Here is a 16,516-nt window from a genome sequence, read left to right as displayed (position 1 = left end):
AGTGGTATCACGAATACCTACGATTTCGATCTCGTCACCCACTTTTACAACACCCGTCTCAACACGACCGGTTACTACCGTACCACGACCCTGGATTGAGAATACATCTTCAACCGGCATTAGGAACGGCTTGTCAGTTTCACGCGTTGGCTCTGGAATGTACGTATCAAGCGCTTCAATTAGCTGACCAATCGCTGGCTCACCAATGTCAGACTGGTCACCTTCGATCGCTTTTAGTGCAGAACCTTTGATTACTGGTGTGTCATCACCTGGGAAGTCATACTCAGACAACAACTCACGCACTTCCATCTCAACCAATTCTAACAACTCTTCGTCATCAACCATGTCCGCTTTGTTTAGGAACACAACGATGTAAGGTACACCTACCTGACGTGATAACAAAATGTGCTCACGCGTTTGTGGCATAGGGCCGTCAGCGGCCGAACATACTAGAATCGCACCATCCATCTGCGCCGCACCAGTGATCATGTTTTTAACATAGTCAGCATGCCCTGGACAGTCAACGTGCGCATAGTGACGAGTGTCTGACTCATACTCTACGTGAGCTGTCGAAATGGTGATACCACGCGCCTTTTCTTCTGGTGCGTTATCAATCTGATCGTAACCTTTTACGTCACCACCAAACTTCTTACCTTGAACAATCGTTAACGCCGCTGTTAAGGTAGTTTTACCATGGTCAACGTGACCAATCGTGCCCACGTTTACGTGCGGCTTTGTACGTTCAAACTTTGCTTTTGCCATGACGAACCCCGTTTTAGCATTACTAATTGACTGGGCACCCCAGCCTAAAAATGGAGCTCTCAACCAGAATCGAACTGGTGACCTCTTCCTTACCATGGAAGCGCTCTACCAACTGAGCTATGAGAGCTGAATTTCTAAATCATGAAATGGAGCGGGTGATGGGAATCGAACCCACGTCTTCGGCTTGGAAGGCCGAGGTAATAGCCATTATACGACACCCGCAGGAATTTGGTGGAGGGTGCTGGATTCGAACCAACGAAGGCTGAGCCAGCAGATTTACAGTCTGCCCCCTTTGACCGCTCGGGAAACCCTCCAAATGTGGTTGCGTATTCTACTTTAAAAAAAACACCTGTCAACAAAAGAATGCTAAAGTTTTAAAATAATTACCGGCATTATTTCATTCTTTGTTTAGGAGGTAATCATTCACTATATGAACTTTACCCAACTTGATCAGCAACACATTTGGCACCCCTATAGCACACTACCTGCAAGGCAACCCGCCCTTGAAGCTGTTGACACAAACGGCTGTTCTATTCAACTTGCTGATGGTCGCGTTTTACTCGATGCCATGTCCTCCTGGTGGTCTGCTATTCATGGCTACAATCATCCAAACATTCTAGCTGCCGCCCACGACCAACTAAATCAGATGCCGCATATTATGTTTGGTGGTTTTAGCCATCAACCTGCTAGTGAATTAGCGGATGCGGTTTTAGCTATTACCCCTAAAAACTTACAACATATCTTCTTTGCCGACTCGGGCTCCATTGCCGTCGAAGTGGCGCTAAAAATGGCACTGCAATACTGGAAATCTATTGGTCAACCACAGAAATCTCGATTTATTGCCCTAAAACATGCCTATCATGGTGACACTTTTGGTGCCATGTCGGTTTGCGACCCTGTGGATGGCATGCACCATTTATTTGCCCAAAACTTAATGCCCAATTTGTTTGCTGAAGCACCGCCCATATCTCACCACCCCGACCAGCCACTTACTGACCAGACCTGCTTAGATTCGCTTAAAGCTGTACTTGAGCAAAACCATCAAAACATAGCTGCGTTTGTTTTTGAGCCGATTATCCAAGGCGCTGGAGGCATGCGTTTTTATTCTACTGACTACTTACGTCAAGCCACAGCCCTTTGTCGTGAATATGATGTGTTACTCATTGCCGATGAAATTGCAACCGGACTGGGGCGAACAGGCAAGCTTTTCGCCTGTGAATGGGCCGGGCTGCAACCCGATATAATGACACTTGGCAAAGGCTTGAGCGCCGGCATGATTAGCTTAGCGGCTACACTTTGTAACGAGCGGATTCGCGACGGTATCAGTAGAGCGGAACCAGGCCTGCTAATGCACGGCCCCACCTTTATGGCCAACCCACTAGCCTGCCGCATTGCCCATGCCAGTGTTAAATTATTACAAGAATATGATTGGCAAGCGGCGGTGAATCAAATTCAAGCCATTTTCAGCCAGGCCTGGCAATCACTCCAGCATCCAGATATTGTTGATGTGCGCTGCCTTGGCGGCGTCGCGGTCATTGAACTGAGTCGAGAAGATTTAGCCAGCCGGATTCAACAGCTAGCTTTAACGGAAAACGTTTGGCTAAGACCTTTTGGCAAGCTGGTTTACAGCATGCCAGCCTATACCATTACAACCCAAGAAGCGCAGCGCCTTGCACAGGTTATGGCCTATGCCGTGTTGACAGCACTTGACGAGCAAACTGAACCAACACCACCAAGTACACAAGCCCTGCCTTTTGTTTAAAGCTGATCTAAAACATAACGGGGCAGCGCAAAGCAGGCCTGGTGCAACGCAGGCGTGTAATAGCGTGTCGCCAGCTCAAACCCACGAGGCAACACAGATGGCAAGTCCACTGAATCGCTAGCCCAAGCCAAGGTCATAATGCCACCCACGTAGGTTGGCACCGCCACGGAATAAAATCCTCGTTTTGCAAAGGTTAGGCCCAGACGCTGGGCAGAGGTTTTAACTTCATTGCCCTGCAAAAAGCTGACACCATTTTGGGCAACAAACACGCCACCCTCAGCTAAACAGGCCTGCACACCTTGGTAAAAACGGGATGTGAACAAGACTTCACCCGGCCCAACCGGATCCGTTGAGTCCGAAATGACCACATCAAATTTTTGCTGGGTCTGGTTGACAAAATCAACGCCATCACCAATTACCAAATTCAAACGCGGATCATCATACGCACCTTGGGAGTGATTCGGAAAATACTCACGACACAGCGTAACGACCGCCTCATCAATCTCTACCTGGGTTACTTGTTCAACATCTGGGTGTTTAAGCACCTCACGCAGAATACCGCCATCGCCCCCGCCAATAATCAAGACACGCTGGGGCTTTGGATGCGCCATCATAGGCACATGCGTCAACATCTCGTGATAAATAAACTCATCACGTTCGGTGGTTTGAATCACACCATCTAGCGCCATTACCCGACCCCATTGGGCGTTATTAAAGATAATCAGATGCTGATGCTCGGTTTTGTTTTCAAACAATACCTCATCCATAATAAACGCCTGACCCCAAGAGGGATGCAAGGTTTCTAAATAACTCAACTCACTCACGCGGCATCCTCAGCACTGGCCGTATCCACATCGCCGCGTAACAAAGTATCAACCACCACACGACTGGGCGTAAAAGCGGCTTCTAACACAGCGATCGCTTTTTCGGGCTGGGCATCACCACACATAAACACATCAAAGGCCGCAAAATCGCGCTCTGGCCATGAATGAACACTGATGTGCGATTCAGCCAGAACCGCCACCCCGGAAATACCGCCGTTAGGTGTAAAGTGGTGCAAATGAATATGTAACAAGGTCGCACCCGCTTGCGTAACCGCCTCGCGCAAGGTGTCTTCCATCAGCTCCAACTCATCTAAACGCTTTGCCCCCCAAAGATCGATAATCAGATGCGTGCCTGCATATTCCTTACCATCGCGCACAATAAAATGGTCTTGAGTTAAATCTTCTACTGCTTGATCATGGGTGGGCCAAGAGGATTCAATCACGGTGGTTTTTTCAATGATTTCAAAATGCTCGTTGCCGGTTTTTAAAATACTTTCGGACATAATCTGGCCCACCTTCACTTAATCTATAACGGTTAAAAAACTTGAAAACGCGAATTATGACGATCAACAGTAAAAAAGCAAGTAAAATCAATCAGTAAATTGCATTATTCTGCATCATCCACTAGTTCAAAATCATGGGTAAGCTCTGCGGCCTGCTCAAGCATCTTAGATACCGAACAGTATTTTTCAGCCGATAAATTCACTGCGCGCGCCACCTTCTTGTCCTGTAAACCAGACCCCGTCACCACGTAATGCAAATGGATTTTGGTATAAACCTTAGGAATTGTTTCCGCGCGCTCCGCACTGACTTCAATGCGACAATCACGCACCGCCTGCCCGCCCTTTTGCAAAATCATCATCACATCGACCGCCGTGCAACCTCCCAAACCCAACAACACCATTTCCATCGGGCGAGGGCCAAGATTTTTGCCACCAATATCCGGTGGCCCATCCATGACAACCGCATGACCCGAAGCCGTTTCACCGACAAAGCTCATGCCATCCACCCATTTAACGGTTGCGATTTTATTCATCACTTTTACTCTACTTAATTTAATTAATTTCTATTAATTCTTACAAATAAGCAGGCCTGGTTAAGAAACACTCAACCAGGCCTGCTTTAATGTTAAGCAAACATCTTCGCCAGTGCATCGCCTGGATCATGAGCACGCATAAAGGCTTCACCAACCAAAAAGCCATGGACATTATGGCTGCGCATCATCGCAACATCTGCGGCACTTAAAATGCCACTCTCTGTGATCACTAGACGATCGCCTGGTAAAGCAGCCAGTAAATCCAACGTGGTTTGCAAACTCACCTCAAAGGTATGTAAGTTGCGGTTATTAATGCCAATTAGGGGTAATGGAATTTGTAGCGCACGGGTTAATTCTTGCGCATCATGCACTTCAATCAGCACATCCATTTGCAAGGACTGCGCAAGCTCAGTAAGGTCGCGCATCTGTGTATCGTCTAAAGACGCCGCAATCAATAAAATGCAGTCTGCCCCCATCGCCCGTGCTTCATAGACTTGATAGGGCGCAATAATAAAGTCTTTGCGAATCACCGGTAAACTGACGGCCGCACGCGCTTGGCGCAAATAATCCGCTGAACCTTGAAAAAAATCTACATCCGTTAAAATAGATAAACAAGCCGCCCCCGCACGCTCGTAGGCTTGCGCAATTGCAACAGGATCAAAATTTTCACGCAATACACCCTTGCTTGGTGAGGCTTTTTTTATCTCAGCAATGACGCCCGCTTGGCCTGCTGCCACTTTAGCTTGCAAAGCTTGTGCAAAACCCCTCGTGGGATTGTCTAAGCAGGCCTGCTGAGCCAACTCGGCTATATTTGCCAAGGGCACGGAGGCTTCTGCTGCAGCTATCTCAGCCAGTTTACGTTGATTAATCTTGGTTAATATTGTTGGCGTCGCCATAGTATTCCTTACATCCTCATTAGATAGCCTGACTAAGCTCAACCAACTGATCCAATTTTTGTTGTGCCGAACCGTCTTGTATGAGCAGTTTCGCACGCTGCACACCCTCAGCAAAACTACCTGCTTGACCCGCCACATACAGCGCTGCACCGGCATTTAAACTAATAATATCGGCTGCTGGGCCTGACTCACCCGAAAAAGCTTGCTTAATTAGCGCCAAACTTTCTTGTGCCGATGAGACGGCCAAGGGCAATAAGCTGCTATGCGCCATGCCATATTCATCTGGATTAATTTGCCATTCTTTAATCGCGCCATCGCGCAACTCGGCAACAAAGGTGGGTGCCGCCACCGAAATTTCATCTAACCCATCCGCTGCATGCACCACCATGACATGCTGTGAGCCTAACTGCTTTAAGACCTGGGCAAAAGGGACCAATAAACCGCGATCATACACACCTAATACCTGCGCGGGTGCATTAGCCGGATTGGTTAAAGGGCCGAGTAAATTAAATATCGTACGCACACCTAATGCCTTTCGCACCCCAATCACATGCTTCATAGCACCGTGATGAGCGGGCGCAAACATAAAGCCGACGCCTAACTGCTCAATGCAGGCTTCGACTTGATGAGCGGTTAAGCCTAGATTCACCCCAGCGGCTTCCAATAAGTCGGCACTACCCGACTTGCTCGAGACCGAACGGTTACCGTGCTTAGCCACCTTCGCGCCGCCTGCTGCTGCAACAAATGCCGTTGCGGTAGACACGTTAAAAATATTCGCACCGTCACCGCCGGTGCCACAGGTATCAATTAAGCCCTGACTATCGTTCACGGACACCTTCACCGACAAGCTACGCATGACTTCAGCGGCAGCGGCAATTTCATCAATTGTTTCGCCCTTCATTCGCAAGGCCACTAGCAAACCGGCGATTTCAGCATCACTGGCCGCGCCCGACATTAAGTACTGCATCACCTCGCGCATTTGTGAGCCAGTTAAATCTTGTTTTTTTAACAATGCCTGCAAGGCTTGCGCAATTAACATCGGCTAACTCACTCTTGTCTGATTTAAAAAATTTTGCAACATTTGATGACCTTGCTCGGTCAAGATGGATTCAGGGTGAAACTGCACCCCTTCAACGGGCAGGCTTTTATGTCGCACGCCCATAATCTCATCAAACTCACCCGACTCAGTTTGCGTCCAAGCCGTTACCTCTAAACAATCCGGTAAGCAGGCCTGGTTGATCACCAACGAATGGTAGCGGGTGGTTTGCACTGGGTTGGGTAAATCGCTAAATACCCCAGCATTATGATGAAAGACCGGCGAGGTTTTACCGTGCATCACCTGCTTGGCTCGAACAATCTCTCCACCAAAGGCCTGACCTATCGCTTGATGACCTAAGCACACCCCTAGAATAGGGATCTCACCAGCAAAACGCTGGATGGCCGCGACGGACACCCCCGCCTCAGTCGGCGTACAAGGGCCGGGCGAAATCACTAAAAACTCAGGCTGCCAAGCGGCAATATCGTCCAGCGTTAACTGGTCATTGCGCACGACCTTCACCTCTTGCCCAAGTTCACCAAAATACTGCACAAGGTTGTAAGTAAAGGAATCATAGTTATCAATCATTAACAACATCGTCAGCTCCCATACCTTGGCTTACAAATGCGGCGGCACGGAACACCGCGCGCCCTTTATTCATGGTTTCATCCCATTCGCTTTGTGCGACTGAATCGGCCACAATACCGGCACCCGCCTGCACAAATAAACGACCCTCTTTAATCACGGCAGTGCGAATCGCAATCGCCGTATCCATATTACCGTGCCAGCCCAAATAACCGACTGCTCCGGCATAAATCCCGCGCTTGACCGGCTCTAATTCATCAATAATTTCCATCGCGCGTACTTTGGGCGCGCCCGATACCGTACCCGCAGGAAAAGTTGCGCGCAACACATCTAACGCACTCAATCCCGGTTGCACTTTGGCCTCGACATTAGAAACGATATGCATCACATGTGAATACCGCTCTACAGTCATTTTTTCAGTTAACTTGACCGCACCGGTTTGGGCAATCCGACCCACATCATTACGCCCCAAATCAATCAACATTAAATGCTCAGCCAATTCTTTCGGATCGGCCAGCAAATCTTGCTCTAAGGCCAAATCGGCGTCAACCGATTCACCCCGTTTGCGAGTCCCTGCGATAGGGCGCACCGTCACCACCGCATCTTCAAGGCGGACCAAAATTTCTGGCGATGAGCCGACAATTTGCAAATCAGCTAAATTGACGTAAAACAAATAGGGTGAAGGGTTGAGGTGACGCAGCGCCCGATATAAATCTAGCGAACGATACGGGTAGTCCAAGGACATTTGCTGTGACAACACCACCTGCATGGCATCACCGGCTAAAATATAGTCCTTAATTTTATGCACTGCGTCTTTAAACGCCGCCTCACCAAAACTAGACTTAAAATCTAATTCAGCTACCGATTGTCCACTCGGTTTGTCTTGTGGCGGCGTTAAGGGTGTAGCCAGCTGTGCAACCATCTCGTTTAAACGCTGCAAACCATAAGCATAAGGGTCGGCAATGCTGGCATCTTGTAAGGGCACCTGAACAATACACTGCACCTGGCCATTCAAGTTATCGAACACCACCAACTCTTTGGAAACCAGTAGCACCATATCGTCAGCATTTAAATCGTCCTGCGCAGGCGTGCTAGCCGCTAAACGTGGCTCCATATAACGCACCGTGTCATAACCAAAATAGCCCACTAAGCCACCACAAAATTTAGGCAGGCCTGGTTGATCGTAGACTTTAAACTGAGTTTGATAGGCTTCCAGCCAAGCAAGGGGATCATCCACGACTTGTTCAGCGACCTGCTCAGCCGCTTGCCAAACACTGACGCGCTGACCCTTAACCCGTACCTGCGTATCACAGGGCAACCCAATAATAGAATAGCGCCCCCATTTGTCACCGCCTTGCACCGATTCAAATAAATAGCTATTGGGTGCATCGGCAAGCTTGGCATAGACCGACAAAGGCGTATCAAAATCCGCCAACAACTGACGCACCATCGGCGCATGGCTGTAGCCTTGAGCTTGTAATTCATGCAGTTGGTCGCGGGTCATCGCCATCGCTTAACTCTCCTGTGCACACATATAATTGACCAACTCGGTCATGCTATCCATCACCACATCCGGGGCATAATCGCGAATGTCTTCACCATGGTTATAACCATAACTCATGCAGAAGATATGAAAGCCTGCGGCACGCGCTGCTTTCACATCACTTTTAGAATCGCCAATCATCAACGCATTATCTGGCGCAACATTCATCAGTTTCGCCGCATGCAACAACGGCATTGGATGCGGTTTTTTCTCTGCGCAGGTATCGCCACTGACCACAAACTCGAAATAATCTAACAAGCCTTTATCTTTCAATAACGGCAAGGTAAATGCCTCGGCTTTATTGGTCACACAACTCAAACGATAACCCTGTGCCTGCATCCATTCAATGCCTACCACCACACCATCATATACTTGCGAGCGCTTGGCATTATTGTCACGATAAAGTTCTAAGAAGATCGGATAGGCTTTGGCAAAGGTGGCCTCATCTGGCTCACCATCCACCGCATTGATTAACGCACGGCGCACTAGGCGCTCGACACCATTGCCCACCCAGTTGCGCACCACCGCTTCACCGCGTACTGGCAAACCGAGTTGCGTCATCATCTCATCCACGCAATAGGCCAAATCTGGCACGCTATCAATCAGCGTACCATCTAGGTCGATAAGCACCAGGCCTGGTTTGATTTTTTCTACCATGGCGTTCACTTAAGCCTTTGCCAACTCGTCACGCATCTGCTTGATAATGGTGTCATACCGGTTCGCATCGCTCGCATTCGCTTTACCAAAAATCCCTGAACCTGACACAAACGTATCACAACCGGCTGCAGCGACTTCAGCAATGTTTTCGGCTTTCACGCCGCCATCAATCTCCAAACGAATCTCTTTACCACTGGCATCAATCAACTGGCGAGCGGCACGTAATTTGTCCAGGGCGTGCGGAATAAACGCCTGACCACCAAAACCTGGGTTAACTGACATGATTAAAATCATGTCGATTTTATCCATCACATGCTCAAGGTAACTTAAAGAGGTCGCTGGGTTAAATACCAGGCCTGCTTTACAGCCCGCGCCTTTAATTAACTGAAGGCTACGGTCAATATGCTCTGAGGCTTCAGGGTGGAAAGTAATATAGTCCGCACCGGCATTCGCAAAGTCACCGATCACGCGATCAACTGGCTTCACCATTAAATGCACATCAATTGGTGCCGTTAAACTTTCACGCACCATGTAATTTTTAAGTGATTCACATACCAATGGGCCAATGGTTAGGTTAGGTACATAATGGTTATCCATCACATCAAAATGCACCACGTCTGCGCCTGCGTTCAATACATCTTTAACATCTTTACCCAACTGCGCAAAATCGGCTGATAAAATAGAAGGCGCGATCCAATTTGGTTGCTTTGCCATGTTCAAATCCTCTTAAAAATTAAAAAAACACCCGTTATCGTGTCATTAAACACGATCAAATGCCAAGCATTTTACCAGTATCGGGATAAATTTCACCTTAGCCGGTGCAAAAACACTATAATGCGGCAAAAGTGCAGTAGAAAACAAGGCGTCTAAATGAGCGTTCAACATACCAAAACCACCCATGCCATTCGCCGTACGATTGGGATTTTTGAAATAATCGGCTTGGTTATTATTGCCCTTGCCACCATCTATGCCGGATTTATGGAAGTGAGTCAAATGGTTGCAACCGCAACCGTCACGCTCGGCGATCTGCTGCTACTGTTTTTGTATCTTGAAGTGCTCGCGATGGTCGCTATCTACCTTGATTCAGGTAAACTACCGATTCGACTGCCACTTTATATTGCCATTATTGCCATGGCGCGCTATTTGATATTAGAAATGAAAGAGCTCAGCGAATGGGAAATGTTGGCTGTAGGCTTTACCATTATTTTAATTGCCCTAGCGGTATTAGCATTACGCTATGGCTCGCTCAAATTTCCGTCCCAAGATCGGGTTGGCCCCCGCTGGTTATCACCACTGTCTACTAAACCGGTTGGTGACCAAGATGGACGTCCAGACGACCTGCTTGAAGATGATAATGACACAGATAAAAAGCCCCGCCCGCAGCGGGTCACCCAAGGTCATCGTCGTAATCGCCGACGTCGCAGCAAACCGTCGCAACACGTGTCTAACCCGACTGAAACTCACAACGATTAATGCCGCTATTTAGGAGACAGATATGACCCCCGCCCTTCATCAATCCAACCTAAGCTCAGTGCCGTTAATTAATCGTGGCAAAGTGCGTGATCTTTATCAACTCGATGACCAACACCTGCTTATTGTCACCACTGATCGCCTATCCGCATTCGACGTGATTTTGCCCACGCCCATTCCTGGCAAAGGGCGTATATTAGCTGAAATGGCACAGTTCTGGTTTCGTCACACCCAAGGGATTATTCGCAATCATCTTGCCAGCGACCTTAGCCTGAGTGATTTTCTAACGCCAGATGAACTGGCACAACTGGACGGACGCGGCGTCATTGTCGGACGCTATACACCCTTGCCAATTGAAGCCATTGTTCGTGGTTATTTAGTCGGTTCTGGCTGGAAAGAGTATCAGCAAAGTCAAAGTGTTTGCGGTTTAGCTTTGCCAGCAGGCCTGGCCCTCGCCCAACAACTTCCTGAACCGCTGTTCACCCCTTCAAGTAAAGCGGAAGTAGGTGATCACGATGAAAATATTACTTTTGATCAAATGGTCGCAAAAATCGGTGCCGATTTGGCTAATCAAGTCCGGGAAGTGAGCTTAGCCCTCTATAAATCGGCTGCCGAGTTCGCACTGGCACGAGGCATTATTATTGCCGACACCAAATTTGAGTTTGGTTTAGACGAGCAGGGCAATTTAATCCTCATTGATGAAATTCTTACCCCGGATAGTTCACGTTTTTGGCCGGCAAAGGACTATGCCACTGGCAGCAATCCACCGAGCTTTGACAAACAATTTGTGCGTGATTATCTAGAGTCGCTGGAATGGGATAAAACCGCTCCAGGGCCTGATTTGCCAGCTGAAGTCGTCAAAGCGACACTTAGTAAATACCAAGAGGCGCAAGCACGCTTAACCGAAAACTAAACGATGAATGGGTTTTTTATTACCGGCACCGACACCGAAGTCGGCAAAACTTGGGTATCGGCGGCATTGATTAAAGGACTTGCACAGCAGGACTTTCATATTATTGCACGCAAACCTGTCGCATCGGGCTGTGTTTGGCAACAAAATCAATTGGTCTCCGAAGATGCACAAATGCTACATCAAGCGCTAGCCCAATCCGGCCAAACGCCGCCACCCATGCAACACATTTGCCATTACTTATTCGAACCGCCCATTTCACCCGCCCGCGCGATCAGGCAAAGTACTGACCCGCAATTAAACAGACTGCGTTTGGGTGATCTGCAGCAGGCCTGCTTATCGAATATACCTGATGCAGATAACAGGCCTACTAGTCGGCTGGTCGTAGAAGGCGCCGGTGGTTTTTTGTCACCGCTTGCGCCTGATGGACTTAATGCCGATTTAGCCCAAATGTTAGGCCTGCCGATCATTCTGGTCGTCGGCAACCGTTTGGGTTGTTTAAACCATGCGCTGCTTAGCCTAACCGCCATTGCTCATCGTAACCTAGCATTGCATGCGATTCTACTCAATGATACTCAACCACAAGCAGACCCTGATAATCTAGCTGACCTAACCGAACTTGTTAAACACCACAGCCCCTTTCCAGACACGCCGATTTATCACCAAGCCTATCAAAGCCAAAAAAACGCTATCGCACCGCTTATTATTGCTGCATAGCAGTGTAATGGAAAACCTCAAAAAAGGTGGCATAAATACGTATAATAAGACGTAATTAATCTTTATACCAGGCCTGCTATGAGCGAAACTCTCCTCGATAATCAAGACCATGACAGCCCATGGAAAGAAGCCTTAGAGCTGCTTTTTCCGGAGTTTTTAGCGCTGTTATTTCCAAATGTATTTGCCCTCATTGACTGGCAAGATCGTCTCGACGAACTGCACCACAGCGATAACGTCTTTGCATTAATTTTTGCGGCACAACTCCATGCAAAACTATTGAAAAAACCGCAGCAAAAACTGGGCGCCAAAAAACAACTGATTCGCTTGCTCTATCAAAAAGGCTATACTCAGCAACAACTACTGGAACTCTTCCGGCTCATTGACTGGATGATTACCTTACCGCATAATTTAGATATTGAATTTAAAGTCCTTGTTGACCAGATTGAGGAGGAACAACAAATGGCCTATGTCACATCTGTAGAACGCATCGCCATGCAAGAAGGCAGGCTTGAAGGCAAACTAGAGGGCAAACTTGAAATGGCCTTAAAAATGATTAACCGCTTTAATTTAAGCGTCAAAGAGGCGGCTGAAGAAGCCAGTGTTTCAGTCAATGATTTGATGGACTACCTCAAAAAACACGAACAACCCAAGCAATAAGTCTTATCGCCTTAACACAACCAATACGCCCCGCTTTGGGGCGTTTTAGTTGCCACTGCGTTTGCAATGACGGGCAGCGTCATCGCGAGGCCGAAGGCTGTGGTGATCTCTAGATGGCTTCGCTACGCTCGCCATGACAGAGGGAGGCTCGCCATGACGGGGGGCGGGGGGGGTTGGCTGTTACGCAAAAAACAACTTATAGAGTATGGCCATGGTAAAAGCGAGATTAAACGCCAACATCCACCTAAGAAAAAGCATTTCAGACTTTAGAATTTGAATATCGGCTTTTCTTGCCAGGCTTTCATCAACGATTGCCTGTGCTGCAGCAACAGCTTGCTCGTCAGGAACCCCCGCTTTTTTAAACGCATTATAAACTTCAATATTCATCGTGCTCATTTATAGAACTCCAGAAACAATCTACCATCATTATTCTATCACAACGCAAATAACAAGCAGCCTGAGGGTTAAATATTGATAGTAAGCTTGTGAGATTACACTGCCAAGACCGGCTCATTGACTGGATGATTACCTCAAAAAACACGAACAACCCAAGCACTAACCTTTATCGCCTTAACACGACCAATACGCCCCGCTTTGGGGCGTTGTACTTTTAGTTGCCACTGCGTTTGCAATGACGGGGTCGCGTCATCGCGAGGCCAGAGGCCGTGGCGATCTTGGGTGATGGCTTCAGAGCGCTCGTAATGCCCTTTAAAGAGAATAGCAAAACTTGCCAGATTAGGATTTAGGTTTATGTTTAAGTGCTTCGCAGGCAACAGCTAACAGACCGCCAATAAAAAAGATAATTGCGAGAACGGCAAAAATTTCCATTTCATAACTCCTCAACGCGAGAAAGTAGTTTCACTTATGCAAAATCGCTCGAATAGCGGCATAGATAAGTGGCGATAAAGCCAAAACTACAATAAAAATAATCAGCCATTCGTTCATTATAAATTCCTCAATTTTTCGATTTCTTGCTGCACTTTCTTGGCAAGAAAAAATGCGACACCCACTAAGATTAAGTTTAACACCCCAAGCAGGACCTTGGCAGTTTGCATTTGCTGATAATTATAGTCCGGTGTCGCGAGGCCTGAGGCCGTGGCGATCTTGGTAGATGGCTTCGCGGTGCTCGCCATGACGGGGGGTTGAATTGGCTGGAGATTGCTTCACTTCGTTCGCAATGACTGAGGGGGGGGGATGCTTGCAATGACGGGGGGGGTGGATTATCACAATAAAAAAACCCCGCTTTGTGGGCGGGGTTTTTTGCCGTTAGGCGGCACTGCTATAAAAGGGGTCGAGGACGGGCCTCGACGACCGATTAGAAGCTGTGTGCTAAACCGACAGTGAACACGTCAGTTGACTTGTCACCAACACGAACACCAGTTAGGCTGTTTTTATCAAGTACACCGTATTCTACAAAAGTACGCGTTCTTTTGCCTAATGCATAGTCAAGTCCTAATGCATAGTTAGTTGCATCTTTGTTTTTGTCCTTATTGCCATTTTGCGTTATGTCATCATAAGATACGAAAGCAATCTTAGCACGTGGGGTGAAATCACCCATAGTGTAAGCAGCGCCTACCACGATGTTGTTGTGATTACCAAGGTCAGTTTTGCCATTTGTGTCATCAAAAGACTTAGTGTTAACCTGATTATACATTGCAGAGACGACTAAGCCAGAATCAGCATACTGAACAGTAGCACGGATGTTTTGCTGGTCAATATTTTCATCTTTAGCATATAAATCAGATGTACGTTGAGTAACACCTACTGCTGCATATAAACCATCACGTTTTGAACCGTACTGCACTGCTGCAGAATATGCATTACCAAGCGACTGTCTATTTTCTCTATCTTCAGCAGCAGTTGTAATACCACCAAACACAACCTGGAAACCATTCATGTTAGGGGAAATATAGGCGACCATGTTATCTAGACGATCTTCACCTGAAAAATTAACGCCACCACCAAGGTTTAAGCCACCGAAACGACCGGTGTTGTTGCCTAGGTAGAAAGAGTCATTGAAACGATCAGTTGGCTGAATCATACGCAATGGCGTGTCATGACGACCTGCAACTACGGTACCGAAACCACCTGAAACACCTACGAAGGTGTTACGAAGGCCACCCCAACCGTTTGCGCTATTATCGCCTTGTAAAGTTAGGGTAGTTTCTAACTGGTAAACCGCTTTTAAACCATTACCTAGATCTTCTGAACCTTTTACGCCTAAACGTGAGTTACGGTTAACAAATGCAGAACCATTGTCAGATACTGAGTCGATCGCTACGTTCATTTGACCGTATAGCGTAGGCGCGCCAGCGTTAGCGGCTAAAGGTGCGGCCATTGCGCCAGCGATTGCAACTGCAAGAATATTCTTTTTCATGCTGTGTTTCCTTGTTAATTAATAGTTAGTTTGTATCGTGTTAGCTATTTATTGCTAACTTGGACGTAACAATAAGGGGTTTTGTAATGGGTTGCAAGCGACAACGCAAAAAATTTAACAAAATCTTGCACTGTTGTTTTTTTGCAACACCAGCCATAAAAAACCCGAGACAGGCTCGGGTTTTTTGTAACATCTAAACCGTTTAAACTAATGGCTTAGTTTACTTTTTGGTCCAATGAGCCGGCAGCATAACGTGCTTGCATTTCTTCTAAGCCCATTGCTTTGATCTTAGAGGCATGGCCCGCACAGCCAAAGGCTTCGAAACGGGCTTTACAGATTTCCATCATCGCGTCTTCTGCCGCTTTGAAGAATTTACGTGGATCGAAGTTTGAGGTGTTTTCAGCCAAGTGCTTACGAATCGCACCGGTTGATGCCATACGTAGGTCGGTGTCGATATTGACTTTACGTACGCCGTACTTGATGCCTTCAACAATCGCTTCTACCGGTACACCATAGGTTTGACCCATGTCACCGCCGTAGTTATTGATAATGCTTAACCACTCTTCTGGTACAGAAGAAGAACCGTGCATGACTAGGTGAGTTGTAGGGATACGTTCATGGATTTTTTTGATCTGGTCAATTTTCAATACATCGTCAGATGGCTTAGACGTAAACTTGTAAGCACCGTGAGACGTACCAACGGCAACCGCTAAACAGTCAACGTTAGTATCTTTAACAAACTGAGCCGCTTCTTCTGGATCAGTCAACAAAGCTGAATGGTCTAGTTTTTCATCTGAACCGTGACCATCTTCTTCGCCCATCATACCGGTTTCTAGTGAACCTAAACAACCTAGCTCACCTTCAACAGATACACCACCTGCGTGGGCAATCTTAACAACTTCAGCAGTAATACCGGCATTGTACTCATAAGATGCAGGGGTTTTCATGTCTGACATCAAAGAACCGTCCATCATGACCGAGGTAAAACCAGACTGAATTGCACGCAAACATACGCCTACATCTGAACCGTGATCCTGGTGCATAACAACCGGAATGTGTGGATACATTTCTACGGCTGCCGCGACCATGTGACGAAGCATTGGCTCACCGGCATATTTACGTGCGCCCGCAGAACCCTGCAGAATAACCGGAGAATTAACCGCATCTGCCGCACGCATAATTGCGCGTACTTGTTCCATGTTGTTTACGTTAAACGCTGGCATACCAAACTGGTGTTCTGCTGCGTAATCCATCAATTCACGAAGTGTAATCATCGCCATCTGC

20 protein-coding genes and 3 tRNA genes are annotated in these 16,516 nt (G+C 47.4%); 5 read left to right on the top strand and 18 right to left on the bottom strand.

Translation table 11 applies throughout. The annotated features are described in order from the left end of the window. The 4 genes from BM293_RS10050 to BM293_RS10035 form a co-directional block, all read right to left on the bottom strand. On the bottom strand, window positions 1-762 hold a 762-nt coding region (locus BM293_RS10050), incomplete at its 3' end, for an elongation factor Tu (protein ID WP_143607766.1). Window positions 763-813: 51 nt separating this feature from the next. Further along, window positions 814-889, bottom strand: a tRNA-Thr gene (locus tag BM293_RS10045). Between the two features lie 20 nt (window positions 890-909). After that, window positions 910-984: transfer RNA gene (locus BM293_RS10040), tRNA-Gly, on the bottom strand. A gap of 7 nt (window positions 985-991) precedes the next feature. Beyond that, window positions 992-1,076 (bottom strand) — tRNA-Tyr (locus BM293_RS10035). A 116-nt stretch (window positions 1,077-1,192) separates the two neighbouring features. On the opposite strand from BM293_RS10035, the gene bioA reads away from it, so the two are divergent. After that, window positions 1,193-2,524, top strand: coding sequence for an adenosylmethionine--8-amino-7-oxononanoate transaminase (bioA, locus tag BM293_RS10030; protein WP_093449172.1), 1,332 nt, complete (start codon window positions 1,193-1,195; stop codon window positions 2,522-2,524). Here the strand turns inward: bioA and speE are convergent. The 9 genes from speE to rpe all read right to left on the bottom strand — a co-directional run bounded on the left by speE (window position 2,521) and on the right by rpe (window position 9,815). Continuing rightward, window positions 2,521-3,348, bottom strand: a complete 828-nt coding sequence (speE, locus tag BM293_RS10025) for a polyamine aminopropyltransferase (protein WP_093449170.1) — start codon at window positions 3,346-3,348, stop codon at window positions 2,521-2,523. The genes bioA and speE overlap by 4 nt on opposite strands. Then, a complete protein-coding gene (speD, locus tag BM293_RS10020; RefSeq protein ID WP_093449168.1) occupies window positions 3,345-3,851 on the bottom strand; it encodes an adenosylmethionine decarboxylase in 507 nt (168 codons plus the stop codon). The genes speE and speD overlap by 4 nt, the downstream gene beginning before the upstream one ends. A 104-nt stretch (window positions 3,852-3,955) precedes the next feature. Beyond that, on the bottom strand, window positions 3,956-4,384 hold the full coding sequence (locus tag BM293_RS10015) for an OsmC family protein (protein WP_093449166.1): 429 nt from the start codon (window positions 4,382-4,384) through the stop codon (window positions 3,956-3,958). Window positions 4,385-4,476: 92 nt separating this feature from the next. Further along, complete coding sequence (gene trpC / locus BM293_RS10010; protein ID WP_093449163.1) at window positions 4,477-5,280, bottom strand: indole-3-glycerol phosphate synthase TrpC; 804 nt, start codon at window positions 5,278-5,280, stop codon at window positions 4,477-4,479. A gap of 19 nt (window positions 5,281-5,299) precedes the next feature. Beyond that, entirely contained in the window at window positions 5,300-6,319 is a 1,020-nt protein-coding gene (gene trpD / locus BM293_RS10005; protein ID WP_093449159.1) for an anthranilate phosphoribosyltransferase, read from the bottom strand. Between the two features lie 3 nt (window positions 6,320-6,322). Further along, window positions 6,323-6,913, bottom strand: coding sequence for an anthranilate synthase component II (locus BM293_RS10000; RefSeq protein ID WP_093449156.1), 591 nt, complete (start codon window positions 6,911-6,913; stop codon window positions 6,323-6,325). Further along, window positions 6,897-8,411, bottom strand: a complete 1,515-nt coding sequence (gene trpE, locus BM293_RS09995) for an anthranilate synthase component I (protein WP_093449154.1) — start codon at window positions 8,409-8,411, stop codon at window positions 6,897-6,899. The genes BM293_RS10000 and trpE overlap by 17 nt, the downstream gene beginning before the upstream one ends. Window positions 8,412-8,414: 3 nt before the next feature. Beyond that, a complete protein-coding gene (locus BM293_RS09990; RefSeq protein WP_093449151.1) occupies window positions 8,415-9,101 on the bottom strand; it encodes a phosphoglycolate phosphatase in 687 nt (228 codons plus the stop codon). Window positions 9,102-9,110: 9 nt separating this feature from the next. Beyond that, window positions 9,111-9,815 carry a ribulose-phosphate 3-epimerase gene (gene rpe, locus BM293_RS09985; protein WP_093449149.1) on the bottom strand — a complete coding sequence of 235 codons (705 nt, stop codon included), beginning with the start codon at window positions 9,813-9,815 and terminating at the stop codon, window positions 9,111-9,113. A 156-nt stretch (window positions 9,816-9,971) separates the two neighbouring features. Between rpe and BM293_RS09980 the strand changes: the two genes are divergently transcribed. The 4 genes from BM293_RS09980 to BM293_RS09965 all read left to right on the top strand — a co-directional run bounded on the left by BM293_RS09980 (window position 9,972) and on the right by BM293_RS09965 (window position 12,855). Next, window positions 9,972-10,574 (top strand): phosphate-starvation-inducible protein PsiE, encoded by a 603-nt coding sequence (locus tag BM293_RS09980; protein ID WP_093449146.1) that lies wholly within the window; start codon window positions 9,972-9,974, stop codon window positions 10,572-10,574. Window positions 10,575-10,596: 22 nt separating this feature from the next. Then, a complete protein-coding gene (locus BM293_RS09975; protein WP_093449143.1) occupies window positions 10,597-11,484 on the top strand; it encodes a phosphoribosylaminoimidazolesuccinocarboxamide synthase in 888 nt (295 codons plus the stop codon). Window positions 11,485-11,487: 3 nt separating this feature from the next. Then, a complete protein-coding gene (gene bioD / locus BM293_RS09970; RefSeq protein WP_093449141.1) occupies window positions 11,488-12,198 on the top strand; it encodes a dethiobiotin synthase in 711 nt (236 codons plus the stop codon). Between the two features lie 78 nt (window positions 12,199-12,276). Continuing rightward, the gene (locus BM293_RS09965) at window positions 12,277-12,855 is read left to right on the top strand and encodes an RpnC/YadD family protein (protein ID WP_093449138.1); all 579 of its coding nucleotides are present in this window, start codon (window positions 12,277-12,279) and stop codon (window positions 12,853-12,855) included. A gap of 180 nt (window positions 12,856-13,035) precedes the next feature. Here BM293_RS09965 and BM293_RS09960 read toward each other — a convergent pair whose 3' ends face one another. The 5 genes from BM293_RS09960 to fba form a co-directional block, all read right to left on the bottom strand. Next, complete coding sequence (locus BM293_RS09960) at window positions 13,036-13,251, bottom strand: integrase (protein WP_093449136.1); 216 nt, start codon at window positions 13,249-13,251, stop codon at window positions 13,036-13,038. Window positions 13,252-13,385: 134 nt separating this feature from the next. After that, a complete protein-coding gene (locus BM293_RS09955) occupies window positions 13,386-13,628 on the bottom strand; it encodes a hypothetical protein (protein ID WP_093449133.1) in 243 nt (80 codons plus the stop codon). A 171-nt stretch (window positions 13,629-13,799) separates the two neighbouring features. After that, window positions 13,800-13,988, bottom strand: coding sequence for a hypothetical protein (locus tag BM293_RS10250; protein ID WP_093449130.1), 189 nt, complete (start codon window positions 13,986-13,988; stop codon window positions 13,800-13,802). Between the two features lie 182 nt (window positions 13,989-14,170). After that, window positions 14,171-15,232 carry a porin gene (locus BM293_RS09945; protein WP_093449128.1) on the bottom strand — a complete coding sequence of 354 codons (1,062 nt, stop codon included), beginning with the start codon at window positions 15,230-15,232 and terminating at the stop codon, window positions 14,171-14,173. A 215-nt stretch (window positions 15,233-15,447) separates the two neighbouring features. Next, the gene (gene fba, locus BM293_RS09940) at window positions 15,448-16,512 is read right to left on the bottom strand and encodes a class II fructose-bisphosphate aldolase (protein WP_093449125.1); all 1,065 of its coding nucleotides are present in this window, start codon (window positions 16,510-16,512) and stop codon (window positions 15,448-15,450) included. Between the last annotated feature and the right edge of the window lie 4 nt (window positions 16,513-16,516).

Source organism: Thiomicrospira sp. ALE5 (genome assembly GCF_900112445.1).
In the GTDB taxonomy this organism is placed as follows: Bacteria; Pseudomonadota; Gammaproteobacteria; order Thiomicrospirales; family Thiomicrospiraceae; genus Thiomicrospira.
Note: the sequence above shows the minus strand (reverse complement) of the source record. Positions and strands in the feature narration are given on the sequence as shown.

What these genes read in the sequence shown, in the direction of transcription:
- BM293_RS09945 (WP_093449128.1), bottom strand. Translation starts at nt 15,232, where the DNA reads ATGAAAAAGAATATTCTTGCAGTTGCAATCGCTGGCGCAATGGCCGCA.
- BM293_RS10000 (WP_093449156.1), bottom strand. Translation starts at nt 6,913, where the DNA reads ATGTTGTTAATGATTGATAACTATGATTCCTTTACTTACAACCTTGTG.
- speD (WP_093449168.1), bottom strand. Translation starts at nt 3,851, where the DNA reads ATGTCCGAAAGTATTTTAAAAACCGGCAACGAGCATTTTGAAATCATT.
- BM293_RS09975 (WP_093449143.1), top strand. Translation starts at nt 10,597, where the DNA reads ATGACCCCCGCCCTTCATCAATCCAACCTAAGCTCAGTGCCGTTAATT.
- BM293_RS09960 (WP_093449136.1), bottom strand. Translation starts at nt 13,251, where the DNA reads ATGAGCACGATGAATATTGAAGTTTATAATGCGTTTAAAAAAGCGGGG.
- bioA (WP_093449172.1), top strand. Translation starts at nt 1,193, where the DNA reads ATGAACTTTACCCAACTTGATCAGCAACACATTTGGCACCCCTATAGC.
- fba (WP_093449125.1), bottom strand. Translation starts at nt 16,512, where the DNA reads ATGGCGATGATTACACTTCGTGAATTGATGGATTACGCAGCAGAACAC.
- trpD (WP_093449159.1), bottom strand. Translation starts at nt 6,319, where the DNA reads ATGTTAATTGCGCAAGCCTTGCAGGCATTGTTAAAAAAACAAGATTTA.
- BM293_RS10250 (WP_093449130.1), bottom strand. Translation starts at nt 13,988, where the DNA reads ATGGCGAGCACCGCGAAGCCATCTACCAAGATCGCCACGGCCTCAGGC.
- rpe (WP_093449149.1), bottom strand. Translation starts at nt 9,815, where the DNA reads ATGGCAAAGCAACCAAATTGGATCGCGCCTTCTATTTTATCAGCCGAT.
- bioD (WP_093449141.1), top strand. Translation starts at nt 11,488, where the DNA reads ATGAATGGGTTTTTTATTACCGGCACCGACACCGAAGTCGGCAAAACT.
- trpC (WP_093449163.1), bottom strand. Translation starts at nt 5,280, where the DNA reads ATGGCGACGCCAACAATATTAACCAAGATTAATCAACGTAAACTGGCT.
- BM293_RS09980 (WP_093449146.1), top strand. Translation starts at nt 9,972, where the DNA reads ATGAGCGTTCAACATACCAAAACCACCCATGCCATTCGCCGTACGATT.
- trpE (WP_093449154.1), bottom strand. Translation starts at nt 8,411, where the DNA reads ATGGCGATGACCCGCGACCAACTGCATGAATTACAAGCTCAAGGCTAC.
- BM293_RS09990 (WP_093449151.1), bottom strand. Translation starts at nt 9,101, where the DNA reads ATGGTAGAAAAAATCAAACCAGGCCTGGTGCTTATCGACCTAGATGGT.
- BM293_RS09965 (WP_093449138.1), top strand. Translation starts at nt 12,277, where the DNA reads ATGAGCGAAACTCTCCTCGATAATCAAGACCATGACAGCCCATGGAAA.
- BM293_RS10015 (WP_093449166.1), bottom strand. Translation starts at nt 4,384, where the DNA reads ATGAATAAAATCGCAACCGTTAAATGGGTGGATGGCATGAGCTTTGTC.